We start from the raw sequence: 14,715 nt of genomic DNA, 5'->3' as shown, positions 1-14,715 counted from the left end.
GTTGCTCTGTTGGTCGCTGAATATTCATGTTTAATTAATGGGATGCCGCTGTTTTTTTCATCGGTCTCAGTAGTGGTAATAGCTGCTGTGCCATCCAGTCGGCGATGAACGGTTGGGCCTGCGCGTTGGGGTGCAAACCGTCGTCCTGCATCCATTCGGGCCGTGTGATCACCTGCTCCATATAGAAGGGCAGTAGCGTCAGATGGAGGCGCTCGGCCAGTTGAGGATAGAGGGCGGCGAAGGCCTCGCCGTAGCGCCGGCCATAGTTGGGAGGCAGGCGGATCTGCATCAACAGTGGTGTGGCCCCGGCCGCACGCACCTGAGCGACGATCGCCGTCAGGGTGGCGGCGATGGCGTCAGGCGGGAAGCCGCGCAGGCCATCGTTGGCACCAAGCTCGATCAGGACCCAGCGGGGCTGGTGTTGGCGCAGCAGTGCCGCTAGACGATGCAGCCCTTGCTCAGCCGTATCGCCGCTGATGCTGGCGTTGATCACCGTCACTGGCGGCGTCAGTGCCTGAGCACGTAAGGCGAGGCGAGCGACCCAGCCTTGTTGTTCCGGCAGGCGGTAGGCGGCGCTCAGGCTGTCACCCAATACCAACAGGGTGTCGGCGCGCGCCGCTGTCAGGCTCAATAGGCACATCACCAACAGGAGCGGGAGATGCCAGCGCAAAACGTTATTGAAGTTCATCATGTTGCCAAACGCGTCGGTGAGGGTGAAAGTCAGATCTCCATCCTCACTGCTGTCGAGCTAGTTGTCAAACGTGGGCAGAGCTTGGCGCTGATCGGGGAGTCCGGATCGGGAAAGTCGACGCTGTTGGGCATCTTGGCCGGGCTGGATGATGCTAGTTCCGGCGAGGTGTGGTTACTGGGTCAATCCCTCGCGCATCTCGACGAGGATCAGCGTGCCGCGTTGCGGGCTCACGACATCGGCTTCGTCTTTCAGGCGTTTATGCTGGTACCGACCTTGACGGCGCTGGAAAATGTGCAACTGCCGGCGTTACTGCGTGGTGAGGGCGAGCGCGAGAGTCGCCAGCGTGCGGTGGCGTTGCTGCAACAGGTTGGTCTAGGGCAACGTCTGCAACATCTTCCGGCGCAACTGTCTGGCGGTGAACAGCAGCGGGTAGCACTGGCGCGTGCCTTTAGCGCCCGGCCACAGATCCTGTTTGCCGACGAGCCGACGGGTAACCTGGATCGCCAGACTGGAGAGCGCGTTGCCGATCTGCTCTTCGAACTGAACCTGCGCCAAGGAACGACGCTGGTGATGGTGACGCACGATGCACAGTTGGCGGCGCGTTGTCAGCGGCGCCTGCGCTTGCAAGAGGGTTGTCTGCGGGAGGTTGCGTGATCCGGTGCTGGTTCTGGCGCGAATGGCGTACCCCGTCGTTATTGATCGTCTGGCTGGCGTTGGCCTTGGCGGTGGCTTGCGTGTTGGCGCTGGGGCGCATCGGTGACCGTTTGGAGCAGGGGTTGCAACGGCAGGGGCGTGAGGCGATCGCCGCCGATCGGGTGGTGCGCAGTTACCAGCCACTGGCCGAGACATGGTTGACGCAGGCACGGCGTGATGAGGTGCGTGTCAGCCAGCAGTGGGTCTTCTCAACCATGGTCTATGCCGCAGGCCAGCTCCAATTGGCGGAGGTCAAGGCGGTCGATGCCGCCTATCCCCTGTATGGTCGTTTGACGACACAGCCGCCCGGCTTACTGCCCCGCCCCGGCGAGGCCCTACTCGCCCCACGGCTGATGGCGCAGTTAGCCTTGCGCCCCGGCGATACCGTGGAGGTGGGCGATATCCGCCTGCGCGTCGCCGGAGAGGTGATGCAGGAGCCGGATGCCGCCTTTAGCCTGTTGCCTACCGCGCCACGCCTCGTGATCACCCTAGCGGATGCGCGGCGCAGTGGTGTGGTGCAACCGGGCAGTCGGGTGAGCTACCGTTACGGGTTGGCGGGGAGTCGTGCGGCGTTGGCGCGTTACGATGCCTATCTGAGCACGCGTCTCCAGCCTGATCAGCGTCTGACCCAGGCCGATCAAGGTTCGAATGTGTTGGGTCGTACCTTGGCGCGGGCGCAACAGTTCCTGCTGTTGTCGGTGCTGTTAACGTTGCTGTTGGCGATGGCTGCTGTCGCTATCGCGATGAACCATTACTGCCGCAGCCGTTATGCCTGGGTGGCGTTGTTGAAAACGCTGGGAGGGGGACGGCGCACCGTATTCCGCTGGATAGCGGGCCAGTGGTTATGGCTGTTGGCTTCGGCACTGCTGGTCGGTGTCGGGCTCGGATTGGCCGTCGAGGGCGGGCTACTGTGGTTGCTCGCCCCCTTGCTGCCCGCCGATCTCCCGGCCCCAAGCGCATGGCCCTGGTTGTGGGCGTTGGCCGGCATGCCGTTGATGGCGCTACTGGTCGGCTTGCGTCCCTATCGCCAGTTGTTGGCGACGCCGCCGCTGCGGGTACTGCGCGCCGATGCGTTGCATCCGGTCTGGCCGTTGCGCTATTACTTACCGTTGATGGCAGTGGTGTTACTGGCGGTGTTGCTGGGGCTGATCGGCGCCAGTCCGCTGCTCTGGTCGCTGTTGTTCGGTATGGCGTTGTTGGCCCTAGTGTTGGCGGTGATCGGCTGGCTGACGCTATGTGGGCTACGTCGTCTGGTTCCAGGGCATTTGGCGTTACGCCTGGCTTTGGGGCGTCTGTTGCGCCAGCCGGGTGCCACGCTGAGTCAGTTGGCGGCCTTTTCCCTTTCTTTCATGTTGTTGGCCCTGTTATTAACCTTGCGTGGTGATCTGCTGGAGCGTTGGCGTCAGCAGTTGCCGGCCGATAGTCCCAACTACTTCCTGTTGAATATTGGCGCGGAGCAGCACCAACCGTTGCTGGATTTTCTGCGGCAACATGGGGTGACGCCGCAGCGCTTTTATCCCATCGTGCTGGCACGACTGACGGCGATCAATGACCAGCGGCCCGTACGCCAGGGACAAGAGGAGTCGCTCAATCGCGAGTTAAATCTTACCTGGCTGGCGGATTTGCCGGCGGGGAATCCCTTGACGGCCGGTCATTGGCCACCGGGTGAGGGTGGGGTCTCGGTAGAGCAAGGGCTGGCTGGGCGTCTGGGGCTAAAGTTGGGCGATCGCCTGACCTTTAGCGGCGATAGCCGCCAGTTTAGCGCCAAAATCACCAGCTTACGCCGGGTGGATTGGGAGAGTCTGCGCCCCAACTTTTACTTTATTTTTCCTCCGGGGGCGCTGGATGCCCAACCGCAGAGCTGGCTGACCAGCTTCCGTTATCAGGGGGATACACGCCTGTTGGTGCAGTTGAATCGTCAGTTTCCGACTCTGACGTTGGTGGATATGGGGGCGATCCTGCGACAGGCGCAGCAGGTGTTGACGCAGGTCGGGCGTGCCTTGGAGGTGATGGTGGCGCTGGTGGTGCTGTGTGGCGTGTTGTTGTTGCTGGCGCAGGTTCAGGTCGGCATGCAGCGACGGCGCCAGGAGCTGCGGGTATACCGTATCCTCGGCGCGCCGCGTCGCCTGTTGCGTACGACGCTGTATGCCGAGTTTATCTTGTTGGGATGGGTCGCGGGAATGGTGGCTGCCGCCGGGGCTGAGGCGGCATTGTGGCTGTTGCAGCGTCGGGTTTTTGACTTCCCCTGGCAGCCTACCTGGTCGTTGTGGTGGCTGTTGCCGTCGGGCGCGGCCTTGCTGCTCGGTGCCTGTGGGGCAGCACTGGGCCACGGGCTGCTCGGCCGCCGCCAGTGTATTCGTTGACTCGCGCATGTGGCCGGAGGGGGCGTGTCGCTCTGGGCAGGCCCCCGCGTCAGGGTTAGCTCAGGTGGGCGATAGCCCATGCCAAGCCGTCTTGATACGCCGCTGGTAGCTGCGTGCGCAGGGCTTCCAGCGCGCCGACCAGACGCTGAGACTGGAAGTGATTCAGGTTGAGGTGGCCGACTTTGCGCCCGGGGAGTACTGCCTTGTGATACCAGTGCAGATGCACCAACGGTCCGGCCAGCCAGGCTGTATCGCGTTCGGTGCCGATCAGGTTGATCATCACCGAAGGGGTCGAGACATCGGGGCGTGGTAAGGGCAGATCGAGTAGGGCCCGCAGATGCAGTTCAAATTGGCTGATCGAGGCGCCGTTTTGGGTCCAGTGACCACTATTGTGTACCCGTGGGGCTAACTCATTGATCAACAGAGTGTCGTCATCGACAACGAAACACTCCATCGCCATGACCCCCACATATTCCAGGCGTTGCATGATGCGTTGCAGCATCGTTTGCGCTTTCTCCTGCAAGAAGGTCTCTGGCTGCGGAAAAACTACGCTGGCACGCAAGATACCATCCTGGTGTAGGTTATGGGTCAGCGGATAGAACACGCAGTGCCCATCGCGTCCACGTGCCCCGATCAGCGAGACCTCGCCACGAAAGTTGATCCCCTGTTCGACGATGCATTCGCCATACAGAGCCGGATCGAGTTGATGCTGCTCGCCGGGACGCACCCGCCATTGGCCACGCCCGTCGTAGCCGCCGCTACGCCGTTTGACGATAGTCAGCGGGCCGAGGCGTTCGAATAGTGTCGGCCAAGCCGCGGGGCTAGCCAGTAACTGCCATGGCGCATTCGGTAGCGCCAGTTCATCCAATAGCTGTTTTTGGCTATAGCGATCGGCCAAGAGCGGGAAGACGTCGCGATTGACGAAGGCCGGATGGCGGGCTAACTCGCGGGTCAGGGCGGTGTCAGGCCAGCGCTCGATCTCGGCGCTGATCACCGCTTGTTGCCAGGGCACACTGTGCGGATCGGCCTCGATGCCGATGGGGTAGACCGCGATACCCAGGGGCTCCCCGGCTTGGCGCAACATGCGTCCCAATTGGCCGTCACCTAATACGCAGACCGGTTTCATGCTTCCTCCCGCGGGTCGGGATGATTCAGCACCTCATCGCTCTGGGCCTGACGCCAAGCAGCCAGGCGGCCGGCGAGAGCGGCATCGTGCAGCGCCAGGATCTGGGCGGCCAGCAGGGCGGCGTTAGCGGCCCCCGCCTTACCGATGGCCAGGGTACCGACCGGGACTCCACGCGGCATCTGGACGATGGAGTAAAGACTATCGACTCCGCTCAATGCGGCACTCTGCACCGGAACGCCGAGCACGGGCAGTAGGGTCTTGGCGGCCAGCATGCCGGGCAGATGTGCCGCTCCGCCGGCACCGGCGATGATCACCTGGAGTCCACGCGCCTCGGCCTGCTCGGCGAAACGAAACAGCTTATCCGGGGTGCGGTGCGCGGAAACCACCTCGACGTGGTATGCCACGTCAAGCTGGCTCAGGATTTCGACGGCAAACTGCATGGTGGCCCAATCGCTTTTCGATCCCATGACGATGGCAATCTTGGCCGGTGCGGCGCTGACGGACATGGATGGCGTGCTCCTGTGGTGGCTCGGTTATCGATAGATACCGCCGATGGGCGGCGTTAACAGGAGCCAAGCATAACATAGCTATCTCACACAGGAAAACGTTTGCGTCGCTGTGAGACGGGGGAAAAACGGACTGATGTGTACGGTGATGGTCGGCGTGCGGCGACAGCGGGCGCGGTGAAAGTGGCTGGGTAGGGCATAGCATAAGATTAGTCATCTGCTCTCGCGATACGTTTATGCTAAGCTAAAAATATTAGCTCATGGAGTACCCGCCTGTTCGTGCAGCGTTATGCTGCGCAGCCGCTAATAAATGGATAAATAAGTTGTTAGTTAAGGATTACCATGGAAGGAAAAGCGCCGCGAGTATCGCGTTGCGGGGGACCGTTAGGCGTCTCTTTATTGTCACTGACGATCATTAGCTACGTATTGATACTGTATGCTGCCGAGTACCCGATCACCTTATTGTATGGCTTCGTCGCGGTATGTAACGCCGTGCTGCTCATTCTTCATCTGTTAATTGCGATATTTATTTTTATGCAATTTAATTGTGATCGGACGCAGGTATATAAATTGCCGTTGATCGCGGCCTATATTCTCTCGGCGCTTATTCTGTCCTATAGCTTATTATTCTATCCAGATGTATTTCAGAGCAGGAATTCGCACGCGCTGACCCTAAATGACTTCGTGTTATTTTATCTGTTGCGTTACGGCGGTATGGGCATGTTATTCCTGTATGCCTTGTACCTGTTTGTACGCGGTCGTACAGGGCTGGGCGGGCACCGTTCAGTGCCGGCGATTTGTGCCGCGATCGTTTCGCTTGTCACCTTGAGTGCACTGTTGCTCTCCAGCCGGACGGCTTGGCCGAATCCCGCCATTCTGCAAGAGAGTCTTTCTTATCACGCCGATTATCGCTATCTACTCTTGCCGACGATGGGGGCCCTATGGGCCGGGGTGGCGCTGTTACTGATATGGCAGACGCGTCTGGCGACGCATTTTTGGTTGGCGGTGACGTTGGCCTGTTTGGCCATCGTCGGGGGGTTTCTCTTGCAGTGGCGGGCGCCGCACGTGAACAGTGTCGGTTGGTACGGTTCGTTACTGTTCGGTCTATTGGCGAACTTCTGTGTGATGGCGATCTTTCTCTATGATATTTTTCAACGCTATCGCTGCATGCAGCATGCCTATGTCATTACCCACGATAACGCCATCCGTGATGGATTGACGCGCGCCTATAACCGTAGCTATTACTATGATGCGTTACACCACGCCTTGCCACAGGCAAGCGCCGAGCGTCCATTGGCGATCCTGATCATCGATATTGATCACTTTAAGCAGGTCAACGATCGTTACGGCCATTTGAGCGGTGATCGCGCCCTGATTGCCGTGAGCGACGTGATCGAACAGTCCCTTAGCGCCGGCGATGTACTGGCGCGTATCGGCGGCGATGAACTCTGTGTACTGCTGCTGGCGGTAGAGAATGAGGCGGGGCTTTATCGGTTGGCGGAGCAGATCCGTGAGCAGGTCGCCGCGTTGGCCTTCAGGGCACAAGATGGGCAGCCGGTGGCATTAACCCTGAGCATCGGGGGCGTGGTCTGTCGCACGGCGCGACAGAGCGCGGAGGGATACATGGTACAGGCGGATAGTGCGTTATACCAAGCCAAACAGACGGGCCGTAATCGGGTGGTACTCGCCCCCGGCACGTCTTAAGCGGGATGGATGGGCAGGTCGATTAGCGCCAGCCCTGCGGCATCGACGCGGATCATGGAGCCGTGTTGGTGCCAGGCACCGAGCACCGCCCGTTGGGCGCGGCTGCCGTCAGCCAGAGTAAAGTGGTGAATGGCTGGGCGATGCGTATGGCCGTGGATCATGCAGTGTACTGCGTGGCGCTGCAAGGTGGCACAGACCGTCTCCTGATTGACATCCATAATAGTCAGCGACTTGGCGCTATTGCTGCGTGCGCTTTGTTGACGCATACCGGCGGCGATCTTCAGGCGTAGCCGTAGGGGGAGGCGGCGGAATAGCCACTGGAGTAGCGGATTATGTACCTTGCGCCGGTAGCGTTGGTAATCCCGATCATCGCTGCATAGGGTATCGCCGTGCAGCAGCAAGATACGTCGATCATACAGGGTGATCACCTGCTCTTGCGGCAATAGGGTCATGCCACAGCGTGCGGCGTAGCGCTTGCCCAGTAGGAAGTCGCGATTGCCGTGAATGAAGTAACAAGGTACACCACTATCGCTCAGGCGACGCAGTGCGTCGGCGACCTGTTGGTGCAGCGGCTGCGGATCGTCGTCGCCGATCCAGTAGTCGAAGAAATCACCCAGGATATAGAGCGCCTCGGCCTGGCGCGCCTCCGTGGCGAGAAAGCGCAGAAAACCGGCGGTGATCGCCGGTTCCTGTTGGCTGAGATGTAAATCAGCGATGAACAGCGTTGCCATTCGGGCGATTAATCGCTCACGGTGACGCGTTCGATGATCACGTCTTCACGCGGTACATCCTGGTGCATGCCGTGACGACCGGTGGAGACCCCTTTGATCTTGTCGACCACATTCATACCCTCTACCACTTCGGCGAATACGGCATAACCCCAGCCGTCCGGGCGCTCGGAACGGAAGTTCAGGAAGTCGTTGTCGACGACGTTGATGAAGAACTGGGCAGTAGCCGAGTGCGGATCGTTGGTCCGCGCCATGGAGAGGGTGCCACGGCTGTTCTTCAGGCCATTGTTGGCTTCATTCTTGATCGGCGCCTTGGTAGCCTTCTGCTTCATGCCTGGCTCAAAACCGCCGCCCTGGATCATGAAACCATCGATCACGCGGTGAAAGATGGTGTTGTCGTAGAAGCCTTCGCGGCAATATTCCAGGAAGTTGGCAACGGTAGCCGGCGCTTTGTCGTCAAAGGTTTTGATGACGATGTCACCATGATTGGTGTGGAAAGTAACCATAACAATAATCCTGTTTTATGATGATTGAAGCGAGCGGGATGATTGTAGCCGATGCCCCTGCCGCTGGCACCTCTTTCTCGGGGAATATTCGCCCCAGGCACCGGTGTGGGCTTCATTCTCCCTTGGTGCTGCGTTAGTATAACTCTAACGTTTCTTTGTTATCAGCAACCATCACGGATACCCCCGATGCTTAAAATCTTTAATACACTCAGTCGACAGAAAGAGGAATTTAAACCCATTCATGCCGGAGAAGTCGGTATGTATGTGTGTGGGGTAACCATTTACGATCTGTGTCATATTGGCCATGGGCGTACTTTCGTCTGTTTCGACGTGGTAGCACGCTACCTGCGTTACCTGGGCTATAAGCTGAAGTATGTGCGTAACGTGACTGATGTGGACGATAAGATCATCAAGCGTGCGCTGGAAAACAAAGAGAGCTGCGAGCAATTGACCGAGCGCATGTTGGCGGAGATGCATCGCGATTTCGACGCCTTGAATATTGCCCGTCCGGACGTGGAGCCGCGCGCCACGCACCACATCGCTGAAATTATCGCGCTGGTCGAACAATTGATCGCCCGTGGTCACGCCTATGTGGCCAGCAACGGCGACGTGATGTTCGCCGTTGACACTGACCCGGATTATGGCCTGTTGTCGCGCCAAGATTTAGAACAGTTGCAGGCTGGCGCGCGCGTCGAGGTGGCGGAGGTGAAACGCAACCCGATGGACTTCGTGTTGTGGAAGATGTCTAAGCCGGGCGAGCCGAGCTGGCCGTCACCGTGGGGAGCAGGGCGTCCCGGTTGGCACATCGAGTGCTCGGCGATGAACTGTAAGCAACTCGGCTCCCATTTTGATATCCATGGCGGCGGTTCGGATCTGATGTTCCCGCACCATGAGAACGAGATAGCCCAGTCCACTTGTGCGCACGATGGAGCCTATGTCAATTACTGGATGCATTCCGGTATGGTGATGATCGACCGCGAGAAGATGTCCAAGTCGCTGGGGAATTTCTTCACCATCCGCGACGTGCTGGCGCACTACGATGCGGAAACGGTGCGTTACTTCCTGATGTCTGGACACTATCGCAGTCAACTGAACTACAGTGAAGAGAACCTGAAGCAGGCGCGGGCGGCTCTAGAGCGTCTGTATACCGCACTGCGCGGAACGGATGCCACGGCGCAGCCAGCGGCGGATGAAACCTTCGAAGGGCGTTTCCGTGCGGCGATGGATGACGACTTCAATACCCCGGAGGCTTACTCGGTGCTATTTGACATGGCGCGCGAGGTGAACCGTTTGAAGGGGGAAGATATGGCGCAGGCCAACGCGCTGGCGGCGCAATTACGTCGTCTGGCCGGGGTGTTAGGGCTCTTGGCGCAGGAACCTGATGCCTTCTTGCAGAGTGGTGCTGGCAACGATGACGCTGAAGTGGTGCAGATTGAGGCGTTGATTAAGCAGCGAAACGATGCCCGTGCCGCCAAGGATTGGGCGCGTGCCGATGATGCGCGTGATCAACTGAACGCCTTGGGGATCGTGCTGGAAGATGGCCCGCAGGGAACCACTTGGCGCCGCAAATAAGCGCGGCAGGGGACAAAAAGCCGGACTGAGCGCCGGCTTTTTTACGTCTGCCGCTCGCTTAGGCGACGACGCGAGCCTGTTGCCCGGCGAAGTCGACCACCTGACCGGCGACAATCTTCGCGCGTTTGCGTGTGTCGATGACGCCGTCGACCTTGACCTGGCCGTCGGCGATCAGGTTTTTGGCCTGGGCGCCGCTGTCACACCAGCCCTGTAGCTTCAGCAGATCGCACAGCTCGACGTGTGGATGATTGTCCAGATGGAAAGTTTGCATGCTCTTGTCTCTTGCCTGAAAAATTAACCGCCGCATAGGCGGACACGCCACTATTGTGCCAGTGTGAGAGGCTGGGCGCACGGGAAAGGTACGCCCGCTGCCGCACAGGTGGCCACTAGCAGTCGTGGAACGCTTCGCAGGCTTGCAGGGTGTTTTGCATCAGGGTCGCCACGGTCATCGGCCCTACCCCGCCGGGAACTGGGGTGATCCAACTGGCGCGCTGGGCAGCACCGGCGAAGTCGACATCGCCGACCACTTTGCCGCTTTCTAGCCGGTTGATACCGACATCGATCACCACCGCTCCCGGTTTCACCCATGCGCCAGGAATAAAGTTCGGTTTACCGACGGCGGCCACGATCAGATCGGCACGTTCAACATGCTGTTGCAGGTCTCGCGTGCGGCTATGGGTGATGGTGGTGGTGCAGCCTGCCAATAGTAACTCCAGTGCCATCGGCCGCCCTACGATGTTAGAGGCACCGACCATGACGGCATCCATTCCCTGGGTTTCGATGCCGCAGCGCTCCAATAGGGTGATGATCCCGCGCGGAGTACAGGGGCGGAGTTTGGGGGTGCGTTGGCATAGACGGCCCAGGTTATAGGGATGAAAACCGTCGACGTCTTTGTCTGGACGAATTCGCTCCAAGACCTTGCTATTATCGATCCCGACAGGCAACGGCAGTTGCACCAGAATGCCATCGATCGCGGCGTCGGCATTGAGTGTGTCGATCAGCGCGAGCAGTTCCGCTTGGTGGGTGTTTTCCGGCAGCGCATAGGCGCGTGAGAGGAAACCCACCTCCTCACAGGCGCGTTTCTTGCTACCGACATAGATTCGGGAGGCCGGATCGTCGCCGACCATGATGACGGCCAGTCCGGGCGCACGTTTACCCTCCGCCAGACGCTGCTGTACCTGCGCCGCCACTTCACTTCTGACCTGTTGCGCAATCGTTTTTCCATCAATAATTTTTGCTGTCATGGTGAGTTAATCCATCCTGGTTATGTTGCGGGGTAAGTCTTCATTGTCGCAGATGGCTGGTGCGCTGTCAGGTAGATATTGATCTCTATCAAGCATCAACCTGGCGCTGAGTATGCAGGCTATTTCCCCATTCTAGGCGGGAAATCCATGATTTACCGTGAAAGGCATTGACTCATTAGAGTGGGACCGTATAATCCATTCCCGCTTGAAACATCAGGCAGATGCAGCGGTTATCCCCGATGCGCCCTTAGCTCAGTTGGATAGAGCAACGGCCTTCTAAGCCGTGGGTCACAGGTTCGAATCCTGTAGGGCGCACCATTTTATTTCAATGAGTTACGCAATTTTCAATCCTGCTTGCTTTCCCTCCTGTGTCGTTTTTGTGTCGTTAAGCTCAAAAAGTTGGTCTATTTTTCTCGCGTGCTCGGTCAGGTGATTTGGTACCAGATGTGCATATCTGCGCACCATTTCGATTGACGCCTCCGTTTCTTTCGCGATGAGAATAGAATGCAGGACGGGGCCATCCCTCTCACAATGCGCTGTCTTAGGGTGTGACATCTACCCTTGTGATTGATTTCCGGCGCTGGCGGTGGGGGTAGCGATAGGTGAGGTTGTGGCGTTTTCCCCGTTCATATGCCATGGTGTTAGCTAACGCATTAGGGGATAAACGACAATAATTATTGCGCCGCCGGCATTCGTTCGGTGCGCATTGGGCGTAAGCACGAGCGTTTTTCTGCGGCGTTGGCAAGGCGGTGAACCCCTAGCGTTGCCCATTGAGCACATGCAGTGACTCACTACCGCTGGCGTTGTCGGCTATGCGATTCTCCCCTTGTGCAGGTGTTCGCTGACCTGTGTGGGGAATGTCTGAAAATAGCATCTGGCCATTGCCCATTGTCCGTGCCGTCGCTACCATCCTCTCCCGCTGTAATGGGGCCCTTGGTTAGAGTCGGGTGCTTAAGTCTGGGGATAAGCCACCCCATTACAGCGTCTGGCCTTTTAGCTCAGTGGTTAGAGCAGTCGGCTCATAACCGATTGGTCGCTGGTTCAAACCCAGCAAGGGCCACCAGATAAGCGGGCATCGTATAATGGCGATTACCTCAGCCTTCCAAGCTGATGATGCGGGTTCGATTCCCGCTGCCCGCTCCAACTATCCGCCACTAGCTCAGCATGGTAAGAGCCGACGACGATTCGAGGTTGTAGGTGCGAGGTTCGAGGCCTCGGTGGCGGACCACATTCAACATCGTTTTCAGCGATGAGAGGGCGCCTGACGCGTTGCAGGATTCTTTCGTCTCGACTGCGCCGATCAGGCCATCATTTATTTTTCGCGTTGCTTGTCCCGTAAGTGGTGTGACATGGCCCAGTAAGCACCATCAGGCGCGCTGTCGTCTATCTTTACCCGATGAGCGACTCGGCGGGCGTTGTCCGGGAGGTGCTTTTCCCTAGGGTAAAACAGCCTGGCAAGACACCATGGATATGCGCGGGGAATTAAGAGACTGGCCTAGCCGTTGCGTAGCGCGCGGAGTGGCAGCGGACACCTTTCCCCATGCCCAATGCGAGTATGTACGCTGTAACTGTACGATTAAATCGGAGACCGGAGGGATTATGCTCATTTATACATCCACACAGGCTCGCGCCAAAATTTCCGCTGTTCTTGATGCCGTTAGCCGCGGAGAGGTGGTGGAAATCACCCGCCGTAATGGTGCAGTGGCTGTGGTGATCAGCAAGGCTGAGTTTGAGGCGTACCAAAAAGTTAAGCTGGATAACGAGTGCGACAGCCAGATTATTGCGTTTCAGCTGTCCCGTTGAGGTGTTGACCGAGCCCTGAAATGGGGGAGTACGAGTAAAATAATCCTATTTTATGACAGCGCGTGACCGTATTACATCGGCGTTGCGGGGATGTTCGGCATTGCTCGGGCCAGGACGATAATCCACCGGGTTACTATCTTGCAGGATGACAGTGGGGAAGGGGGCGGTGCCGGCGCACCAGACCTGTGTTTACTCCTGACTCTGCTAAGGGGAGCATCACGCGCAGTCGAGGCCAGGAAAACCAATATGTAGCGGAGTGTGTTGATACATGCCATGGACGCTAAAATGTATTAGCTTTCTCTTCCTTATGACGTATCTCAGGGGCAATTGTTTACTTTAGGTAAAGCCAAACGCCTATCGAGGCGGCAATGCCCAGTGGCGTTCAGTAACTAGCATGGAGCTGCAAGGGTACGCTCAGTCGCGATGGCTTTAGCACTTTATAGGGGGCGACATTTGCGCGACGAGAAGGTTGGGGGAAGGGAATAAGATATTTAGTCATCTCTGGGTATTTTATTCCTATGTTAGCAATACATAAAGATGCCGCTTAGGTTTTTTAATTGTAGTTTTTTCATTATATTTAGCTTATGGGCACAGACGGTTTTATACGATATATGCAATTCGTTAGCCACTCCCTGGGGACTATACTCTTGCAAGAGTAGCTGTAAAATGGTTCTCTCCCGGCAACTGAGTATGTTTTTACGAGGAGCAGCGCTAGGTATATTGCCATGCAGAAGTCGAGCATAATCATTCGGTGTCGATTTTTCCGTTAGTAGATAACTAATTTTAAATAAAGAGAGCTCCAGGCATAAGTCGATTAGTTTACTGGGGACAATCATAGAAACTATCATGCGTGAGAGTCTGATTTTGTATTTGTTGAGAAAGTTAATTGTTGCCACAATATTATGACTGCTTCTAATTAAATTAAAGACGATGATCTCATTTTCACATCTTAGTAGTTTTAATGGTTGATATTCCAGGATGGATGCATTCTCTTCTATGTTTAAGATAAGATCACAAATAAAATTGGCAAGTAGGTTGTTATCCGTATAGACGGTTACTTGAGTCATTATACCACCAATACATTTAAAAACAGGTTTCTAATATTTATCCAGTGAAATAAAATAGTGCTGTTATAGCCTTAATAAGCTAATGCGCATAGCAGCACTTTATTTATAGCTCGGTTATTTTTAATTAATGGCAATAACAACTTGATATCATTATCTGTGTTACCAACCCGCGGCCAAGCCGAACCCTACCGCTGTATTATGTGATGAGTCCCAGGATGCATTGAGCCGAGCATTGATGTTATGGCTGATTTTATATTGCATCCCCATCGCAGCCGCATTACCGTTGCGATAATTACCGACGCCGACGCCATAAGAAAATGTATTTCCATTAACATAAGGTATTGATGAAATTGCTGCGATGCCAGCGAGCCCGGCATTGAGCCGTTTTTCGGTGCGATTTACCTTTTCATCGGTATAATGATTCGCTGAGGCTAGTGTCTGTTTATCTCCGTTAGCGCGAGCAATGCTTTCCGCATAATCGGCCTGCGCTCTTGCGCTTTGCTCTTTTTGATCGCTCTCTAGGCGAGTTGCCTGTTCCTGCTTATCCCCTGCAAGTCTGGCGGAGAGCTCTGTTTTATCGGCCTCTAGGCGTGCTGCGGACTCTGCCTGGTTAAGCTGATCACTGTATGCTTTCACTTTATCATGCATAGCCGAGAGCTTATTGTTGGTATCTACTTGTGCCGCCTGTTGCGCGTTATCGGTATACTGTTGA

14 protein-coding genes, 3 tRNA genes and 1 pseudogene are annotated in these 14,715 nt (G+C 56.9%); 8 read left to right on the top strand and 10 right to left on the bottom strand.

Features of this window, described 5'->3' with window-relative positions:
• Positions 1-34: 34 nt before the first annotated feature.
• Positions 35-688: a multifunctional acyl-CoA thioesterase I/protease I/lysophospholipase L1 gene (gene tesA / locus EHO01S_RS09725; RefSeq protein WP_035370467.1), complete on the bottom strand. Its 654-nt coding sequence runs from the start codon at positions 686-688 to the stop codon at positions 35-37.
• Between tesA and ybbA the strand changes: the two genes are divergently transcribed.
• Both ybbA and ybbP read left to right on the top strand, forming a co-directional pair.
• Complete coding sequence (gene ybbA, locus EHO01S_RS09720; RefSeq protein ID WP_024523771.1) at positions 659-1,345, top strand: putative ABC transporter ATP-binding protein YbbA; 687 nt, start codon at positions 659-661, stop codon at positions 1,343-1,345. The genes tesA and ybbA overlap by 30 nt on opposite strands.
• A complete protein-coding gene (ybbP, locus tag EHO01S_RS09715) occupies positions 1,342-3,747 on the top strand; it encodes a putative ABC transporter permease subunit YbbP (RefSeq protein WP_024523770.1) in 2,406 nt (801 codons plus the stop codon). Before ybbA ends, ybbP begins: the two co-directional genes overlap by 4 nt.
• A gap of 55 nt (positions 3,748-3,802) precedes the next feature.
• On the opposite strand, the gene purK is transcribed toward ybbP, so the two are convergent.
• On the bottom strand, positions 3,803-4,873 hold the full coding sequence (purK, locus tag EHO01S_RS09710) for a 5-(carboxyamino)imidazole ribonucleotide synthase (RefSeq protein WP_024523769.1): 1,071 nt from the start codon (positions 4,871-4,873) through the stop codon (positions 3,803-3,805).
• Positions 4,870-5,379 carry a 5-(carboxyamino)imidazole ribonucleotide mutase gene (purE, locus tag EHO01S_RS09705; protein WP_024523768.1) on the bottom strand — a complete coding sequence of 170 codons (510 nt, stop codon included), beginning with the start codon at positions 5,377-5,379 and terminating at the stop codon, positions 4,870-4,872. The genes purK and purE overlap by 4 nt, the downstream gene beginning before the upstream one ends.
• A 342-nt stretch (positions 5,380-5,721) precedes the next feature.
• Between purE and EHO01S_RS09700 the strand changes: the two genes are divergently transcribed.
• Positions 5,722-7,083: a sensor domain-containing diguanylate cyclase gene (locus EHO01S_RS09700; protein WP_024523767.1), complete on the top strand. Its 1,362-nt coding sequence runs from the start codon at positions 5,722-5,724 to the stop codon at positions 7,081-7,083.
• Here the strand turns inward: EHO01S_RS09700 and lpxH are convergent.
• Positions 7,080-7,814 carry a UDP-2,3-diacylglucosamine diphosphatase gene (gene lpxH, locus EHO01S_RS09695; RefSeq protein ID WP_024523766.1) on the bottom strand — a complete coding sequence of 245 codons (735 nt, stop codon included), beginning with the start codon at positions 7,812-7,814 and terminating at the stop codon, positions 7,080-7,082. The two genes, EHO01S_RS09700 and lpxH, sit on opposite strands and share 4 nt — an antisense overlap.
• An 8-nt stretch (positions 7,815-7,822) precedes the next feature.
• Positions 7,823-8,317 carry a peptidylprolyl isomerase B gene (gene ppiB / locus EHO01S_RS09690; protein ID WP_024523765.1) on the bottom strand — a complete coding sequence of 165 codons (495 nt, stop codon included), beginning with the start codon at positions 8,315-8,317 and terminating at the stop codon, positions 7,823-7,825.
• A 186-nt stretch (positions 8,318-8,503) separates the two neighbouring features.
• Here ppiB and cysS point away from each other — a divergent pair, with 186 nt between their 5' ends.
• Complete coding sequence (cysS, locus tag EHO01S_RS09685) at positions 8,504-9,889, top strand: cysteine--tRNA ligase (protein ID WP_024523764.1); 1,386 nt, start codon at positions 8,504-8,506, stop codon at positions 9,887-9,889.
• A gap of 58 nt (positions 9,890-9,947) precedes the next feature.
• Here cysS and ybcJ read toward each other — a convergent pair whose 3' ends face one another.
• A complete protein-coding gene (gene ybcJ, locus EHO01S_RS09680; RefSeq protein ID WP_024523763.1) occupies positions 9,948-10,160 on the bottom strand; it encodes a ribosome-associated protein YbcJ in 213 nt (70 codons plus the stop codon).
• A 115-nt stretch (positions 10,161-10,275) separates the two neighbouring features.
• A complete protein-coding gene (folD, locus tag EHO01S_RS09675) occupies positions 10,276-11,133 on the bottom strand; it encodes a bifunctional methylenetetrahydrofolate dehydrogenase/methenyltetrahydrofolate cyclohydrolase FolD (protein WP_024523762.1) in 858 nt (285 codons plus the stop codon).
• A gap of 241 nt (positions 11,134-11,374) precedes the next feature.
• Here folD and EHO01S_RS09670 point away from each other — a divergent pair.
• Positions 11,375-11,451 (top strand) — tRNA-Arg (locus tag EHO01S_RS09670).
• 15 nt (positions 11,452-11,466) lie between these two features.
• Here the strand turns inward: EHO01S_RS09670 and EHO01S_RS18860 are convergent.
• Positions 11,467-11,607 (bottom strand): annotated as a pseudogene (locus tag EHO01S_RS18860) (integrase); the annotation flags it as partial.
• 513 nt (positions 11,608-12,120) lie between these two features.
• Here EHO01S_RS18860 and EHO01S_RS09660 point away from each other — a divergent pair.
• From EHO01S_RS09660 to EHO01S_RS09645, 3 genes are all read left to right on the top strand, one after another.
• Positions 12,121-12,196 (top strand) — tRNA-Ile (locus EHO01S_RS09660).
• Between the two features lie 5 nt (positions 12,197-12,201).
• Positions 12,202-12,276, top strand: a tRNA-Gly gene (locus tag EHO01S_RS09655).
• Positions 12,277-12,732: 456 nt separating this feature from the next.
• Complete coding sequence (locus EHO01S_RS09645) at positions 12,733-12,936, top strand: type II toxin-antitoxin system Phd/YefM family antitoxin (RefSeq protein ID WP_024523760.1); 204 nt, start codon at positions 12,733-12,735, stop codon at positions 12,934-12,936.
• Positions 12,937-13,457: 521 nt separating this feature from the next.
• Here the strand turns inward: EHO01S_RS09645 and EHO01S_RS19410 are convergent.
• Positions 13,458-13,772, bottom strand: a complete 315-nt coding sequence (locus tag EHO01S_RS19410; protein ID WP_369400530.1) for a response regulator transcription factor — start codon at positions 13,770-13,772, stop codon at positions 13,458-13,460.
• A gap of 390 nt (positions 13,773-14,162) precedes the next feature.
• The coding region (locus tag EHO01S_RS17955; protein WP_024523758.1) for a YadA C-terminal domain-containing protein at positions 14,163-14,715 on the bottom strand (553 nt) is incomplete at its 5' end.

The sequence above is a fragment of the Edwardsiella hoshinae NBRC 105699 = ATCC 33379 genome (assembly GCF_000474215.1).
Classification (GTDB): Bacteria; Pseudomonadota; Gammaproteobacteria; order Enterobacterales; family Enterobacteriaceae; genus Edwardsiella; species Edwardsiella hoshinae.
The sequence above is the reverse complement of the archived record's forward strand: the minus strand, read 5'-3'. Positions and strand labels throughout refer to the sequence as shown.

What these genes read in the sequence shown, in the direction of transcription:
- ybbA (WP_024523771.1), top strand. Translation starts at nt 659, where the DNA reads ATGCCAGCGCAAAACGTTATTGAAGTTCATCATGTTGCCAAACGCGTC.
- tesA (WP_035370467.1), bottom strand. Translation starts at nt 688, where the DNA reads ATGAACTTCAATAACGTTTTGCGCTGGCATCTCCCGCTCCTGTTGGTG.
- purK (WP_024523769.1), bottom strand. Translation starts at nt 4,873, where the DNA reads ATGAAACCGGTCTGCGTATTAGGTGACGGCCAATTGGGACGCATGTTG.
- purE (WP_024523768.1), bottom strand. Translation starts at nt 5,379, where the DNA reads ATGTCCGTCAGCGCCGCACCGGCCAAGATTGCCATCGTCATGGGATCG.
- EHO01S_RS09700 (WP_024523767.1), top strand. Translation starts at nt 5,722, where the DNA reads ATGGAAGGAAAAGCGCCGCGAGTATCGCGTTGCGGGGGACCGTTAGGC.
- lpxH (WP_024523766.1), bottom strand. Translation starts at nt 7,814, where the DNA reads ATGGCAACGCTGTTCATCGCTGATTTACATCTCAGCCAACAGGAACCG.
- ppiB (WP_024523765.1), bottom strand. Translation starts at nt 8,317, where the DNA reads ATGGTTACTTTCCACACCAATCATGGTGACATCGTCATCAAAACCTTT.
- cysS (WP_024523764.1), top strand. Translation starts at nt 8,504, where the DNA reads ATGCTTAAAATCTTTAATACACTCAGTCGACAGAAAGAGGAATTTAAA.
- ybcJ (WP_024523763.1), bottom strand. Translation starts at nt 10,160, where the DNA reads ATGCAAACTTTCCATCTGGACAATCATCCACACGTCGAGCTGTGCGAT.
- folD (WP_024523762.1), bottom strand. Translation starts at nt 11,133, where the DNA reads ATGACAGCAAAAATTATTGATGGAAAAACGATTGCGCAACAGGTCAGA.
- EHO01S_RS09645 (WP_024523760.1), top strand. Translation starts at nt 12,733, where the DNA reads ATGCTCATTTATACATCCACACAGGCTCGCGCCAAAATTTCCGCTGTT.
- EHO01S_RS19410 (WP_369400530.1), bottom strand. Translation starts at nt 13,772, where the DNA reads ATGATTGTCCCCAGTAAACTAATCGACTTATGCCTGGAGCTCTCTTTA.